General features: G+C 64.3%; 14 protein-coding genes. 9 read left to right on the top strand and 5 right to left on the bottom strand.

All coding sequences use genetic code 11. The features are described from left to right. Positions 1 to 47 precede the first annotated feature (47 nt). Positions 48 to 602, bottom strand: a complete 555-nt coding sequence (locus Q7V31_RS12595) for a hypothetical protein (RefSeq protein ID WP_304734832.1) — start codon at positions 600 to 602, stop codon at positions 48 to 50. 184 nt (positions 603 to 786) lie between these two features. Between Q7V31_RS12595 and Q7V31_RS12590 the strand changes: the two genes are divergently transcribed. Continuing rightward, positions 787 to 4,239 (top strand): autotransporter domain-containing protein, encoded by a 3,453-nt coding sequence (locus tag Q7V31_RS12590; protein WP_304734831.1) that lies wholly within the window; start codon positions 787 to 789, stop codon positions 4,237 to 4,239. Positions 4,240 to 4,941: 702 nt separating this feature from the next. Here Q7V31_RS12590 and Q7V31_RS12585 read toward each other — a convergent pair. Further along, complete coding sequence (locus tag Q7V31_RS12585) at positions 4,942 to 6,456, bottom strand: alkaline phosphatase family protein (protein ID WP_304734830.1); 1,515 nt, start codon at positions 6,454 to 6,456, stop codon at positions 4,942 to 4,944. Between the two features lie 232 nt (positions 6,457 to 6,688). Here Q7V31_RS12585 and Q7V31_RS12580 point away from each other — a divergent pair, with 232 nt between their 5' ends. Continuing rightward, positions 6,689 to 7,009, top strand: coding sequence for a 2Fe-2S iron-sulfur cluster-binding protein (locus Q7V31_RS12580; protein WP_293507108.1), 321 nt, complete (start codon positions 6,689 to 6,691; stop codon positions 7,007 to 7,009). A gap of 26 nt (positions 7,010 to 7,035) precedes the next feature. Here Q7V31_RS12580 and Q7V31_RS12575 read toward each other — a convergent pair whose 3' ends face one another. Then, complete coding sequence (locus Q7V31_RS12575) at positions 7,036 to 7,635, bottom strand: TetR/AcrR family transcriptional regulator (protein ID WP_304734828.1); 600 nt, start codon at positions 7,633 to 7,635, stop codon at positions 7,036 to 7,038. A gap of 91 nt (positions 7,636 to 7,726) precedes the next feature. Here Q7V31_RS12575 and Q7V31_RS12570 point away from each other — a divergent pair, with 91 nt between their 5' ends. Then, a complete protein-coding gene (locus tag Q7V31_RS12570; RefSeq protein WP_304734827.1) occupies positions 7,727 to 8,356 on the top strand; it encodes a glutathione binding-like protein in 630 nt (209 codons plus the stop codon). A gap of 20 nt (positions 8,357 to 8,376) precedes the next feature. Here Q7V31_RS12570 and Q7V31_RS12565 read toward each other — a convergent pair whose 3' ends face one another. Next, positions 8,377 to 8,685, bottom strand: coding sequence for a chorismate mutase (locus tag Q7V31_RS12565; RefSeq protein ID WP_304734826.1), 309 nt, complete (start codon positions 8,683 to 8,685; stop codon positions 8,377 to 8,379). 236 nt (positions 8,686 to 8,921) lie between these two features. Between Q7V31_RS12565 and Q7V31_RS12560 the strand changes: the two genes are divergently transcribed. The 6 genes from Q7V31_RS12560 to Q7V31_RS12535 all read left to right on the top strand — a co-directional run bounded on the left by Q7V31_RS12560 (position 8,922) and on the right by Q7V31_RS12535 (position 13,229). Next, a complete protein-coding gene (locus Q7V31_RS12560; protein ID WP_304734825.1) occupies positions 8,922 to 9,953 on the top strand; it encodes an NAD(P)/FAD-dependent oxidoreductase in 1,032 nt (343 codons plus the stop codon). A gap of 24 nt (positions 9,954 to 9,977) precedes the next feature. Beyond that, positions 9,978 to 10,301: a 2Fe-2S iron-sulfur cluster-binding protein gene (locus Q7V31_RS12555; RefSeq protein WP_304734824.1), complete on the top strand. Its 324-nt coding sequence runs from the start codon at positions 9,978 to 9,980 to the stop codon at positions 10,299 to 10,301. Between the two features lie 40 nt (positions 10,302 to 10,341). After that, positions 10,342 to 10,761 (top strand): DUF3574 domain-containing protein, encoded by a 420-nt coding sequence (locus Q7V31_RS12550; RefSeq protein WP_304734822.1) that lies wholly within the window; start codon positions 10,342 to 10,344, stop codon positions 10,759 to 10,761. A 23-nt stretch (positions 10,762 to 10,784) separates the two neighbouring features. After that, complete coding sequence (locus Q7V31_RS12545) at positions 10,785 to 11,642, top strand: hypothetical protein (RefSeq protein WP_304734821.1); 858 nt, start codon at positions 10,785 to 10,787, stop codon at positions 11,640 to 11,642. A 53-nt stretch (positions 11,643 to 11,695) separates the two neighbouring features. After that, complete coding sequence (locus Q7V31_RS12540) at positions 11,696 to 12,313, top strand: class I SAM-dependent methyltransferase (RefSeq protein ID WP_304734820.1); 618 nt, start codon at positions 11,696 to 11,698, stop codon at positions 12,311 to 12,313. Positions 12,314 to 12,398: 85 nt separating this feature from the next. After that, positions 12,399 to 13,229 (top strand): ImuA family protein, encoded by an 831-nt coding sequence (locus Q7V31_RS12535; protein ID WP_304734818.1) that lies wholly within the window; start codon positions 12,399 to 12,401, stop codon positions 13,227 to 13,229. Between the two features lies 1 nt (position 13,230). Here Q7V31_RS12535 and Q7V31_RS12530 read toward each other — a convergent pair whose 3' ends face one another. Further along, on the bottom strand, positions 13,231 to 13,527 hold the full coding sequence (locus Q7V31_RS12530; RefSeq protein WP_304734817.1) for a hypothetical protein: 297 nt from the start codon (positions 13,525 to 13,527) through the stop codon (positions 13,231 to 13,233). Between the last annotated feature and the right edge of the window lies 1 nt (position 13,528).

Below are 13,528 nucleotides of genomic sequence, written 5' to 3'. Positions count from 1 at the left end.
TCACTCGGAAGTGCCGGAGAACGGGGAGGGTGGCAAGGGGCGCCGGATCAGTTTGCCGGTGCGTTGCGTCCCGCGCCGAGGCGGCGTGCCATCGTCCAGAGGAGCAAGAGGACCGGCAGCGCAAGGGACGCCAGCAGCAGCGCCCGCTTGGCAAGCGTCACATAGCCGAGATTTGGTTCCAGCAAGTCGTTGCGCGCGGGGAACTGCGCGATCAGCGTGAAGATCGTCAGGTTCTCGATCATGTCGGTGGCAAACCAGAGAACGGGCACCGCCAGCACAAGGCCGCGCGCGGTGCGGGGCAATGACGCGCGTTCGCCCGCGAAACGCGCAAACACCAGAAGAAACACCATCAGCGCCAGCGGGAACGCCACATCCGTCGTCACCGCGAAGCGCTGATAGACCGCGCGGCCTTCCGCGCCGAAGGCCTCAAGCCGCGCATGCACCGCCTCGCCCGTGAAGGCCGGTGCGAGATCGAGAATCTGCGCGCGTCCTCCCGCCGCCGTCACATCCTTCAAGCCGTAAGGGATCGGCGCGTAGTGGGTGATGGCGAAGAGCGCGGCGGCAAGGGCGAAGGCGGCAAGCAGCGTCAGGCGCGATGTCATGGGTTCTCCTCCGGCGTTGGCCGTCCAGCATGGGGGCGACGGCTGGCGGAAAGCAAGGGGCGGCGCGCCCCCAAATAAATTGACACTCGACGTGCTAATATATAAACAGGGCCCCGGGTGAAAGCGCGTCTCGGCCCGGTCCGCAAGGGGCGGCGCGGGCAGATGCCGGTCGGGGAGGGCAGTCATGGGCAGGCGGTTTCGATATCCGGTCGTCCTTCTCTCCTTCGCCCTGGCCGCCGCGCCTGTACGCGCCGACACGCCGGCCACGCAGATGCCGGCCTATATCGAGTTTCAGCGGCCGATCCTCATCAACGCCGACCTCTGGTCGGACCAGCCGGAAATCCTTGCCGCCAATTACGGCTTCGAAGGCATCATCGGCATTCCCGGCCTGCAGACGGCCGACGATCTGGCGCTTGCCGTCGCTGCCGGTGCCGGCGTCAATCTCGACTGGGCCGCGCTCGATCCCGTTCCGCCCTTGCGCAATCTGACATCGGGCGCCGGCGTCGTCGGTGTTGCGGCGGCCGGCTATGGCGGCACGGTAACCTTTGCCGACGCGATGCCGATCGAGGTCAGCTGGCCGATCCTGCCGGGCTCGCTCTCGCCCGACAATATTGCGATCACGCTCAACACCGGCGAAGTCGTGACGCCCGTTCTCGCCGCGCTCAATCCCAATTACGACTACAATGAGCGTCATGTGATCGTCGTCTTCGGCGAATTCGGCAATCGCCTGGCGCCGGGCGAGGCGGGTGCGATCTATCCCGTGTCGGTCGCCTTCGTCGAAGGCTCCTCGCCGCTGATGGCGGTCGGGCCCGACGGGCCAGTCTCGATCGTCGGCCTCACGGCGCCGAGCGCCAACCCCTATGTCGCCGGTCCGGGGCTGGTCGGCGCCAAGCTCAACCACTTTTCGCCGGTCGGCGATTTCGCGCCGCAATCGCTCGCCAATGCCTTTCCCAACGACGCCTATTCGCTCTATGGCGACGATGCCGAATACCGGCTGCGTCTTTTCACCTCGGGCGGTTTCTCGCCCGATGGCGTCAGCGGCTTCCTGCCCACCGATTTCGAAACCTTCTTCCGGCTGCATGCGGTCGATGCCGAGGGCAACGACGTGCTGATCGACGAAGTCGGCCGCGTCTACGATCTCGGTGTCGGCACGGTCGAAATTGTCGGTCTCGCCGAAACCGGCGCACCCCAGGACGATCCTTACGACCGCATCTATTATGTCGAGGACCACGACAATTATTTCGACATCGTGCTGAAGGGCGACGAAGCGGCGATCGCGCTTCTGCGCTGGGTCGAGATTCCGACGTCCGCCGTTGCGGGCTACAGCGACATCTACAATCCCGGCGGTCCCGGCCGCACGCCCGATCCCGACACGATCTATACCAAAGCGGCGCTGCCGCAGATGTTTGCCATCGACCTCAGCCTCGACGATCCGCGGACGGTCAGCTATGCGGCGCAGGATTTCGCCGCTTACGATCTCGACGACGATCTGCCGGTCGTCTTCCGCCTCAACGATCCGGACGGTCCGGACCGCTTCACCACAAGCACCAATGAAGTCGCGGCGCTGCTGGGTGCCGGCTTGACCGAGGCCGGCGTCGATTTTGCCAATGAATCGGCGCGGCCGGGCGTTCTCGACGTCGATGCCTTTTTTTCCGCGGCGACCGGCGACCGCATCTACACGCTCGATGCCGACGAGAAGGCGTTGCTCGCCGCCGACAGCGACTGGGACGACGAGGGACGTGCCTTCGGTGCCTTCGACCGCGCCTGGCCCGGCGCCGGCGCCATCTATCGCTTCTTCGATCCGGCGAGTGGCTGGCATCTCTTCACCCCCGATCTCGGCCAAGGTCTGCAGATCGAAGGCGCCGAATATCAGGGCATCGGCTGGTATGCGGCGCTCTTCGTGCCGGTGTTGCCATCCGAGATCACCTTCGACCGTTCCGACGATGTTTCGCTCACCGATCCGATCGACAGCGACAGCGGGCTCGTCAAACAGGGTTCGGGCACGCTCGAAATCGCCTCCTTCGCCAGTTTCGAGGGCGGCACCGAGGTTGAGGACGGCAAACTGCTGGTCAATGGCGTGCTGACCGGCGGCCCGCTCGATGTCGGGCCGGGCGGCATTCTCGGTGGCGGCGGTATCGTCAATACACAGACCAATATCGGCGGCACGCTGTCGCCGGGTCAGTCGCCCGGCACGCTGACCTTTCTCGCTCCGGTCGTCATGGCGCCGGGCGCGACGCTCGAAATCGAGGTCGACGGGCCGTTGCCGGTCGACGGCGCCGGCGGCTATGACCGGGTGCTGGTACTCGGCGCCGGAAACGGTTTTGCCGCCGACGGCACGCTCGATATCCGTCTTCGCGGCATCACGCCGCCCGCCAACAATGATTTCACGCCCGTGCTCGGCCAGCGCTTCGACGGCATCGTCGCGGCCGAAGGCGGCGTCACCGGCTCCTTTGCCGCGCTGGCGCAGCCGGGTTCGGGGCTCGCGCCCGGCACGCGGATGGATGTGATCTATGGCGCGCAGACGATCGATCTCGTCGTCACGCCGGCGGCCTATGGCGATCTAGCGGCGGCGGGGCTTTCCCAGAACCGCAATCAGGCCTCGGTCGGCGCGGCGCTCGACGCGATCCGTCCGGCGGCGGGCGTCCGTCCGGCCGGCGCGGCGACGGATCTCTTTCCGGCGCTGGCGCCGCTCGCTGCGGCGGCGATTGCGCCGGCGCTCGACAGCCTGACGGGGCAGGTCCATGCCGATGCGCTCGATGCGGCGCTGGCCGGGCGGCGCCTCCTTCAGTCGCTGGTCTTCGCCCCGCCGGCCGGAGCGGGCAGGGCGGCGGCGAAGGGGGCCTGGATGCAGGTCTTCGACAGTCGTGGCCGCCAGCGCGATGCCGGCGGCATTCAGGGCTACGACAATGATCATCGCGGCTTCGTCTTCGGCGTCGAAGGCGCCGCGACGCCCGAGCTTCGGCTGGGCGTTGCCATCGGCCAGGTCGAAACGAGTGTCGCCGCCGCCAATGGCTCGGCCGATGTAACGAGCCTGTTCGCCGCCGTCTATGGCGCGCAGGCGCTCGGCCCCGCCACGCTTCACGGACATCTGATCGGCGGCACCGATGCTTACGAAACGAACCGCGCCGTGCGCGCCGGCGCATTCGCCGCCGATCCCGAAGGCGATGCCGATGGCTGGGGCCTCGCCGGCGCGGCGGGGCTGACGCGGGCCTTTGCGCTGGCGCCGTCCTTCACGCTCGCGCCCGAGGCGGGCTTCGCCTTCGCGCATCTCGAGCGCAAGGAATTTTCCGAAAGCAATGGCGGCAGCGCCGCGCTCGATGTTTCGGCTGCCACGCGTTCGTCGCTGCGCAGCCGCCTCGGCGCGACGCTCGCCTATGCCGGTTCCGATCTCGCCGCCGACGTCACGCTCGGCTGGGCCCACGAATTTGCCGACAGCGCCGCCGCGTCATCGGCCGCGCTTGCGGGCGGCAGCTTCACCATCCACGCCGCGCCGCCCGGCCGCGACACGCTCGAACTCGGCACCGGCCTCGCGCTGGCGCTTGGGCCCTCGACCGTCCTCGAAGCCGGCTACCGCCTCGCCGCCAGCAAGAACGCAACCGCCCATGCGGCGACGCTCAATTTTCGGGTGAGCTGGTAGGGGGCGTCCACTTCTCCCTCGCCCCCTTCAGGGGGAGAGGGAAGGGGCCCAACGCAGCGGCGCTGCGTTGGGAAGGGTGAGGGGGCCTTTCCAAGAAACTTCACATTCCCGTCATTGCGAGCGCAGCGAAGCAATCCAGAGGCGGCGGGCGCCGAGTTTGCCGCTTCTGGATTGCTTCGTCGCTATCGCTCCTCGCAATGACGATAAAATAATCCGTTAGCGGATTATTCTTCCGCCTCCACTTCGTCTTTGCCGGGTCAAGCCCCGGGGGAGACGAATGTGGGAGGGTGGTCGGTCATTATCCCCACAGTCCGTACGCCCACCATCGGAAGCTCCGAAATCGGCCCTTCCCTTCGCACCGAACACAGCCCTCAACGCATCACCTTGGAAAGCACCGATCCGGACACCTGAATTCACCCTCTTGATCGCACCGCTAAGCACCCTCAACACGTCCCCTTCAAAAGCGCCGTGCCGGTCTCCGCGCGCGTCTCTCGGATCGTCTCCGAATTCGTCGCCGTCAATCGCGCTCCAGCGGGGATAAGTGCGGCCAGTCCCGGGGATAAGTCGCCGCCAATTCCATTTGTGACAGTTTTTTGACAGTTTTGTGACAGAGGGGGGTCTGCAGCCGTTTTCGGCTGTCACGAAACTGTCACAAATGACTTATCCCCGGCCTTTCCGCAGCCTTTAAAATCCGCTCACGGATCAATAGCGCGCCGCCTTGCGCGCCACGGGTCCGTCGTCGGTCAGCGCGATATGGGTCAGCGTCTGTTCGTCGTGGTTCATCCGCCAGGAGAGCAGCTTTTGCGCATATTCGAGCATCAGGGGCAGGTAGGCGGGGTCGCCCGCGCGATTGTCGAATTCATGCGGGTCCTTTTCGAGATCGAAAAAGAGCGGTGGCAGATGCGTGAAGTGAACATATTTGTATTTCGCGTCGCGGATCACGTTCATCGTGCATTGATGCAGCGTCAGGCCGAGACGTTTCTCGGCCGTGTCGTCGGCCGGATCGCGGAAATCATATTCCCAATGCGCTTCCTTGCGCCAGTTTTCGGGCGCGCGGGTCGTCGTCAGGAAGGGCATCAGCGATTTGCCGTCGCATTGCACCGGCGTTTCGGCGCCGATGAAATCGAGCATGGTCGGCATGATGTCGACATTCTCCGTGAACTGATCGACGACGCGTCCGCGCGTCGCGTCGGCCGCGGGGCGCGGGTCGCGGACAATCAGCGGAATGTGGTAGGACGCGTCGAACCAGCCGCATTTGCCCAAGAGCCAGCGGTCGCCCATCTGTTCGCCGTGGTCGGAGGTGAAGACGATCAGCGTGTTGTCCCAGCGGCCGGTCTGTTTCAGGAAATCGAAAACACGGCCGAGTGCGGCGTCGACTTCCGACATCAGCCCGTAATAGACGGCCTTCAGCCGGCGGAGCTTTTTCTCGTCGGCGGGCGCGCGGAAGAGCTTGCGGCCGAGCTGGTGTTCGAGCCAGGGATGCTGCGCCGCTTCCACTTCGGGCGTCGCTTGCCGCGCAAAACCCGGCACGTTTTCGGGATCGTACATCGCGTTGTAAGGCTCCGGCGCAACGAAAGGCGGGTGCGGGCGCAACAGCGACAGATGCGCGATGAAAGGCTTTTCGGATTCGCCGATGAACTCCATCAGGCGGTTGGTCAGGAACGCCGTGTCGTCGACTTCGTTCGGATAGACGAGCGGGCGAGGCACCGCGGCGCCGTCCTCATATTCCGGGCCCGGCGCGCGATGGCCATAGGCGTAGCGGATGTCTTTCGGCACTTCGAAGCCGCGTTCTTTCAGATCGTCCGTCCACGGCGTCGGCCAGGTGCCCATCATGCAGATCGGGCGGATGCCGGGCAGCGGGCCTTCATAGGTCGTCAGCCAGGGGCTTTCGGGATCCTCCTCGCGCGGGTCCTGGCTGGTGTCGGTGTAACCGAAGAGCACCGGGTCGTAGCCGATGCGCGCCGCTTCCTTCGCCCAGTTGGTGTGGCGCGCGTCGAGCGGCGTGCCATTGGTCGCCGAGCGGTGGTTCTGCAGATACATGCCGGTGTGCAGCGAGGCGCGCGAGGGCCCGCAGGGCGCGGTGTTGGCGAAGTGATTGCGGAAGAGAACGCCCTCCCTCGCCAGCGCGTCGAGGTTCGGCGTCTTGACCGTCGGGTGGCCGCGGGCCGACAGGCATTCGCCGCGCCACTGGTCGGCGGTGATGAAAAGGACGTTCATGGGTGCCTGTTTGGGCTCTGGCATTTCCGTCGCGCTCCCGGCGGTTTTTCGTTGTTGTTCCAGACTATGCGCCGCCTGCGACAGGCCGACAACAGGGGGTGCGGCGCCTTGTCCGGGCGATCCCGGGGGGTTAACCGGATTGAGGGGTTGAAAAGCCGAAGCCGCTGCGGCATCTATGTGCCGGCCCTCATGCGGGGGTTCGCGCCTTTCCAACATCCGGCAAGAAAATCAAATGGCGAAGATCACCTTTATCGAGCACAACGGCACGGAACACGCGATCGATGTCGAGAACGGCATGACCGTGATGGAAGGCGCCATCAAGAATTCGGTACCCGGCATCGATGCCGATTGCGGCGGCGCCTGCGCCTGCGCGACCTGCCATGTCTATGTGGCCGATGCGTGGAAAGAGAAAGTCGGGCCGGCGGAGAGCATGGAAGAGGATATGCTCGATTTCGCTTTCGACGTGCGCGAGAATTCGCGTCTGTCCTGCCAGATCAAGGTGACCGACGAGCTCGACGGGCTTGTGGTCAACCTTCCCGAAAAGCAGTTCTGAGACGTCTTTTCCTTTCGACCCTCATCTCAGCACAGCGATTGCACGGTCTGGCGCGCCAGCGCGTGCAGCGCTTCTTTCGTTTCGCCGGCGCGGGCCCTGACCGCGAGGCTGTGCAGAACCGACGCCGCCAGGCGCGCCAATGCGGCGGTGTCGGCATCGGGCGGCAGGCGTCCTTCGGCCTTTGCCTTTGCGAACGGCACTTCGAGGCCCTTGTCGATTTCCGCCAGCGCCGCTTTCAGCGCCGCGCGAATGTCGGCATCCATCGCGGCTTCCGCCGGCGCGGTGCAGATGATGAAGCAGCCGCGCGGACCGTCCGGACCCGACATGTAAATCTCGATCGCGTCCCGATAGAAGTCGCGCAACGTCGCCTCGAGCGGCGCCTCGCTATGTGCCGCGTTGTCGAGCGCCGCGTGCAATTGTCCGGCAAAGCATTCGAAGGATTTCAGGTAGAGCGATTTCTTGTCGCCGAATGCGGCATAGAGGCTCGGGCGGTTCATACCCGTCGCCGCGGCCAGCGCATCGAGCGAGGTTCGGCTGAAACCGTTCGCCCAGAAAGTTTCCAGCGCCTGCCACAGCGCGACCTCCGGATCATAGGCGCGTGGGCGCCCGCGGGCTTTTTCCGACATTTTTGTACCAATTCGCAAAAAATCATTGACGGCAGGCGTCCGCTTAATATTATTCGGATCGGTACAAAAATTCAACTCGCGGGAGGCATTCATGGATCTCTATTTCGCACCAATGGCTTGCTCGATCGCCACACGCATCGCCCTCTACGAGTCGGGGCAGGACGAGGCGGCCTCATTCCACCCGGTGACGCTTGCAACCAAGCAGCTGGCGGACGGTTCCGACTTCTACGCGATCAATCCGAAGGGGCAGGTGCCGACGCTGCGGCTCGACGACGGGCAACTGCTCACCGAAGGGCCGGCCGTCCTGCAATATGTCGCCGACCGCAATCCGGATACCGGTCTGGCGCCGGCCTTCGGAACGATGGAACGCTACCGCCTGCAGGAGTGCCTCAACTTCATCGCGACCGAACTGCACAAGCAGGTGCTCGCCGCGATCTTCAATCCTGCATCGCCGTCAGAAGCGAAGGCATTCGCCCGCGACCAAGTGGCGCCGGCGAAGTTCGAAGCGCTGGCAGGCATGCTGAAGGGGCGGCGCTATCTCGTCGGCGAGCGCTTCACCGTTGCCGATGCCTATGCGTTTTTCGTGCTGACACTGTGTGGATTTGCCGGCATCGATCGCAGCCGCTGGCCGGCGCTCGAAACCTATTACGCCGATCTGGCGCAGCGTCCGAGCGTCGCGCGTGCCTTGTCGGAAGAAATGTCGCTGATCAAGAAGGGCTGAACTTGTCTCGCCGGCGGCTGTCAGTCGCCGGTACCGGTCGCGCGCGGCTTGGCGTCGAAAATTTCGTATTCATGCGCGATCGATTTCTCGATCAGCAGGCGCCACAACGGCTCGGCAATGGCACGCGACAGGCCGGCGCGGTCGGCTTCGGCCAGCACTTTCTGCACCACGTCTTCGATCCGCGCCTCGTCGCGCACCCGCGTGCGCTCGCCCTTGATCGCCCCGGCCTGTTCGATATAGGTCTGGCGCTCCGCCAGCAGCTTCACCAGCTCGCGGTCGATCCGGTCGATCTCGCGGCGGACATCCGCCATGGTGTTGCACTTGACCATTCTCGTCTCCGCCTCTCTCTTCGCCGCGCTCCGCATAAAATAGGCAGGGCGGACGGAATGTCACGGGGCGCATACCGCCGCAAATCGCCGCGGAGCGCCACAATTCTGCAAATTCCGCTTGGCGGCGGGCCTCCGCGCCCCTATATAAGCGTCGCGGATTGTGAAATAGATTAAACCACAATTTTTGCAAGTTATTTTAGCTCCACAGGTGGGGCGAAACCAGACGGGTGCCGGCTATGACGCAGGAAACGATTTCGACGGATGTGGTCATCATCGGGGCAGGGCCGTGCGGTCTGTTCGCGGTGTTCGAGCTCGGCCTGCTCGACATGAAATGCCACCTGATCGACATTCTCGACCGCTCGGGCGGGCAGTGCGCGGAGCTCTATCCCGAAAAGCCGATCTACGATATTCCCGGGCTTCCCGTCGTCAGCGGTCAGGAGCTGACCGACCGTCTGATGGAACAGGCGGCGCCCTTCAAGCCGGAATTTCACTACAACGAAATGGTTGAGGAACTCGAGAAGCTGCCCGACGGGCGCTGGCGAGTGAAGACCGATGGCGGTCTCGTGTTCGAAGCGAAGGTCATCGTCATCGCGGCCGGCGGCGGCAGTTTCCAGCCGAAGAAGCCGCCGATCCCCGGCATCGAGGCCTATGAGGGCAAGTCGGTTTTCTATGCGGTCAAGCGCATGGAAACCTTCCGTGGCAAGAACATTCTGATTTCCGGCGGCGGCGACAGCGCGCTCGACTGGACGATCAACCTGCAACCGGTTGCGGCCTCCATGCAGCTCATTCATCGCCGCGACGGTTTCCGCGCCGCGCCCGACAGCGTCAAGAAGATGCATGCGCTGGTGGACGAAAAGAAGATGCAGTTCCATCTCGGCCAGATCACGGCGCTGCATGGCGACAACGGCCAGCTCGAAGGCGTCACCGTGAAGGGCAATGACGGCAACGATTTCCAGCTTGAATGCGACACGCTACTGCCGTTCTTCGGCCTGACCATGAAGCTCGGGCCGATCGCCAATTGGGGCCTCAACCTGCATGAGAATCTGATCCCGGTCGATACCGAGAAGTTCCAGACCAACGTGCCAGGTATCTTCGCCATCGGCGACATCAACACCTATCCGGGCAAGTTGAAGCTCATTCTCTCGGGTTTCCACGAAGCGGCGCTGATGGCGCAGGCGGCGTTTCGCCATGCCAACCCGGACGCAAAGCTCACCTTCCAGTACACGACGTCGTCGACCAGCCTGCAGAAGAAGCTGGGTGTCGCTTGAACCACTGAACAGCCGGAGCAAGAAATGCGTATCGTTCTTGTGGACCAAAAGGGCGTTGAGCAAGCGCTCGAAGCCGCCGAGGGCTGGCGGGTGATGGAAATCATCCGCGACTACGGCTTTCCGATCGTCGCCGAATGCGGCGGGGCCTGCGCTTGTGGCACCTGCCAGGTGGAAGTCGATCCCGAATGGACGACGAAGCTTCATCCACCACGCGACGACGAGGTCGATATGCTCGACCGGAACTTTGGCGGCGACTGGTCGCGGCTTTCCTGCCAGCTGATCATGACGCCGGCGCTTGACGGGTTGCGTCTTCGTATCGCAGACGTGGCCTTGCGCGAGGCCGCCTGAGGGCTAGCGAAGCGGCGCGTCAGGGTTCAGAGTAGGGGCCATGACCCGCCGATTCATCCATGTCTTTCTTGTCGTTCTGGCACTTGTCGGTGTCGCATCGCCGCGCCATGCAGCCATTGCCGATCCGGTCTCCGGTGTTGTCCAGACGACGCTCTATTTCGGGCTCGATCGCGGCGATGGCGGCACGGTCAGCGAGCGCGACTGGCGGCGATTTCTCGTCGAGGCGGTGACGCCGCGCTTTCCCGACGGGCTGACCGTTGTCGACGCCTACGGCCAATGGCGCGACGCGGGACTTGCCGATGCGGCCATCGTGAGAGAGGCGACCAAGGTCGTGATTGTCGTGCACGATGCAACACCGGATGCTGTGGCAGCTCTTGCCGCGATCAAGGCCGACTACATAAAGCGTTTCGGCCAGAGATCGGTTTTCCATACGGAAGCGCCGGTTCGTGTTGTTGAATAGTTTTTCCCTGTCGAGTTTCCGCCATGCTGGCTGCTGCATCGTTGATTGAGAAAGAATTCGAGGTATGGCCGGGCGTGCTTCGGCTGGCGGCGGCGGGAGAGGGCGCGCGCGATGCGCTCGATGCGGGCATGGAGATGGCACGCGAGGTTTCGTTGGCGCTGATGGCCGATGCCGAACTTCTTGCAGGTGGGTCTGCCGATATATTGCCGCGCGGGAGTGCCGGGCGGCTTGCGATTGAGGCATTCCACACCATGCGCGATGCCATGCCCGTCGATGATCTGCCGCCGGCGCTGGCGGCGCTGCCCGGTGCGGTTTGCGATGCGGTTCTGGTGGCAATGCGCGAGGGCGGCCGGACGACGCTGGTGCTGGTTTCGGTGGGCGACGTGATGGCAGTTCATCTGGAAGCAGGTGAAAACGTACCGTTGCGGACGAGCCTGCCGCCGGTGCTTCATGAATTTTCCGCGGCGCTCGGTGCGGGGTTGCAAGGGGGTGTCGCCATCGGCGGCATTCGCTCCGCCACGCCGACTTCGGGGCTTGCCGATTGCGTTGCGGTGCAGGCGCGCAATACGGCACTGGCGGGTCTCGCCGCCGCCGCGCTTGCCGATGCGGCTGATGTCGCGGGCGCCGCGCGCGAGGCCGGGCATTCGCGTGACCGGCTTGTTGCAATGGGCTGGGACGGGCGGGGCGTGACCGCTGTGGCGGGCCTCATCGAACCGGAGACAGTTTGGCAGGCGCTTTCGGCGGGTGTGCGGCGGGCCAGTGTGCTGCGCGAGAAGCGGTTGTTGCGCGCGGCGGCGCTGGGCCTCAAGGGGCGCGGGCGTACCGTCGGACCGATTGATGGCGACCGTCTGCTGCGCTTCGGCGTTTCGGAGTGGCGCTAGCGAAGCGGCGGCGTCATACTCCGCGCTGTCTGACGGATCGGGAGGGACGCATCATGGGCTTTTACGAAAACCGGATTGTACCGCATATCATCAACTGCGCCTGCGGAACCAAGCCGATCCGCTATCAACGCAAGAAGGTGGTGCCGATGGCCGAGGGAACGGTGCTTGAAATCGGCATCGGGACGGGCCTCAACCTGCCTTATTACGATCCGGCGAAAGTCACACGCGTGATCGGGCTCGATCCGTCCGAAGCCTCGTGGAAGCTTGCCGGCGAGCGGGCGAAAGATCTTTCCTTCCCGGTCGAATTCATCGGCCTGCCTGGCGAACAAATCCCGCTCGACGACAAGAGCGTCGACACGGTGCTCTGCACCTTCAGCCTTTGCACCATTCCCGATCCGGTGAAGGCGCTTGAAGGCATGAAGCGGGTGTTGAAGCCGGGCGGCAAGCTCATTTTCTGCGAGCATGGCGCGGCGCCGGACGAGGGCGTGGCGAAATGGCAGGATCGCATCAATCCGGTGTGGAAAGTGCTGTTTGGCGGCTGCAACCTCAACCGCAAGATGCCGGCGCTTATCGAGGAAGGCGGGTTCCGCATCGCCGATCTGCAGACCATGTATCTGCCGTCGACGCCGCGCGTTGCGGGCTTCAATTATTGGGGCGTGGCGCAAGCTTGAGTCCATGTTCCGACGTCCTGTGAGGAGAATTGACTTGTGGAAGATGTGTGGCTAGAACAAAACAAGAACAAAAAGGCTTTGTCTCATGCCGCCGCTCTCGCAACAGGATGCCAAAACCGCGCTTGTCGCCGACCTCAGGGCCCGGATTGCCGGGCCTTTCGCCGGATTTGAAACGGCAGGGAACGGGCGTTTCGTGCCGCTAAACGTCGATGCGATCGATGCGGCGCTGCCGGGCGGCGGGCTGAAGGCCGGTGCACTGCATGAGGTGGGCGCCGCGGATTATCGCGACATGGGCGCGGCGACGGGTTTTCTGGCGGCGCTTGCCACATGCCTTGCCGAAAGCACATCCATGCCCGTTCTCTGGTGTGGCTCGGCGCAACCGCCTTTCGACATCGGCGCGCTTTACGGGCCGGGGCTTGTCGGCTTCGGGTTCGACCCGGCGCGGCTCGTGCTTGCGCTTCCTGCCTCCGTCACGGATTGCCTCTGGGCGATGGAGGAGGCGCTGCGGTCCGGCGTCTTTGCTGTCGTTATCGGCGAGGTGGCCGGGCGCGCTGCCGCACTCGATCTGACGGCGACGCGACGGCTGCAGCTTGCAGCGGAAGAAAAAGGAACACCAGTACTTCTGTTCACCGGGCATGACGGCGGGGCGGCAAGCGCGGCTGTCACACGCTGGCGCATTGCCGCTCTTCCAGGTTCAGTTATTCCGGATACAGATGAGTTTGCCGGGTTGACGGGCGTGCCATGCTGGCGCGCCGCATTGACGCGCGCGCGCGGCGGTGCGCCGGGCACATGGAATGTGGCATGGCATGCCGGCGACAGGCGCTTTGCGCTTGCCGATACGGCAGCGCTTGCACGATGGGAGAAACCGCCCGCGCCAGCGAGAGAGAGCGTGGCGGCATTCAGGCAAAGCGCTTGAGTTACCAGCGCCGGTAGGGATAAGGGTGGGGATAGTAGCCCGGCCATGGTCCCCAGAAAGGCGGCGGTGTTTGCGCGCGACGCAGCGCCTGCGTGTTTTCCTGCTGGGCGCGAATTTCTTTCAGCTTCAACTGGCAATTGGCGAAAGCCTCGGTGCCGGGCGTGAAACCCAGCCGTTCGCATTCGGTACCGTCGGCCTGCGTCTGGGCGGCGGCGCGTGCGGCCTGTTCCTGCGGGCTTACGCAGGCGGCAAGCGCAAACAGCATCAGGAGGGCCAGAGTAGTTTTCACGACTTTCATG

The sequence above is a fragment of the Parvibaculum sp. genome (assembly GCF_030651915.1).
GTDB lineage: Bacteria > Pseudomonadota > Alphaproteobacteria > Parvibaculales > Parvibaculaceae > Parvibaculum.
Note: the sequence above shows the minus strand (reverse complement) of the source record. Positions and strands in the feature narration are given on the sequence as shown.

Bases quoted from the DNA above. Each gene is read 5' to 3' on its own strand.
- Q7V31_RS12545 (WP_304734821.1), top strand. From the start codon at position 10,785: ATGCTGGCTGCTGCATCGTTGATTGAGAAAGAATTCGAGGTATGGCCG.
- Q7V31_RS12540 (WP_304734820.1), top strand. From the start codon at position 11,696: ATGGGCTTTTACGAAAACCGGATTGTACCGCATATCATCAACTGCGCC.
- Q7V31_RS12580 (WP_293507108.1), top strand. From the start codon at position 6,689: ATGGCGAAGATCACCTTTATCGAGCACAACGGCACGGAACACGCGATC.
- Q7V31_RS12585 (WP_304734830.1), bottom strand. From the start codon at position 6,456: ATGAACGTCCTTTTCATCACCGCCGACCAGTGGCGCGGCGAATGCCTG.
- Q7V31_RS12555 (WP_304734824.1), top strand. From the start codon at position 9,978: ATGCGTATCGTTCTTGTGGACCAAAAGGGCGTTGAGCAAGCGCTCGAA.
- Q7V31_RS12565 (WP_304734826.1), bottom strand. From the start codon at position 8,685: ATGGTCAAGTGCAACACCATGGCGGATGTCCGCCGCGAGATCGACCGG.
- Q7V31_RS12550 (WP_304734822.1), top strand. From the start codon at position 10,342: ATGACCCGCCGATTCATCCATGTCTTTCTTGTCGTTCTGGCACTTGTC.
- Q7V31_RS12590 (WP_304734831.1), top strand. From the start codon at position 787: ATGGGCAGGCGGTTTCGATATCCGGTCGTCCTTCTCTCCTTCGCCCTG.
- Q7V31_RS12560 (WP_304734825.1), top strand. From the start codon at position 8,922: ATGACGCAGGAAACGATTTCGACGGATGTGGTCATCATCGGGGCAGGG.
- Q7V31_RS12570 (WP_304734827.1), top strand. From the start codon at position 7,727: ATGGATCTCTATTTCGCACCAATGGCTTGCTCGATCGCCACACGCATC.
- Q7V31_RS12530 (WP_304734817.1), bottom strand. From the start codon at position 13,527: ATGAAAGTCGTGAAAACTACTCTGGCCCTCCTGATGCTGTTTGCGCTT.
- Q7V31_RS12595 (WP_304734832.1), bottom strand. From the start codon at position 602: ATGACATCGCGCCTGACGCTGCTTGCCGCCTTCGCCCTTGCCGCCGCG.
- Q7V31_RS12535 (WP_304734818.1), top strand. From the start codon at position 12,399: ATGCCGCCGCTCTCGCAACAGGATGCCAAAACCGCGCTTGTCGCCGAC.
- Q7V31_RS12575 (WP_304734828.1), bottom strand. From the start codon at position 7,635: ATGTCGGAAAAAGCCCGCGGGCGCCCACGCGCCTATGATCCGGAGGTC.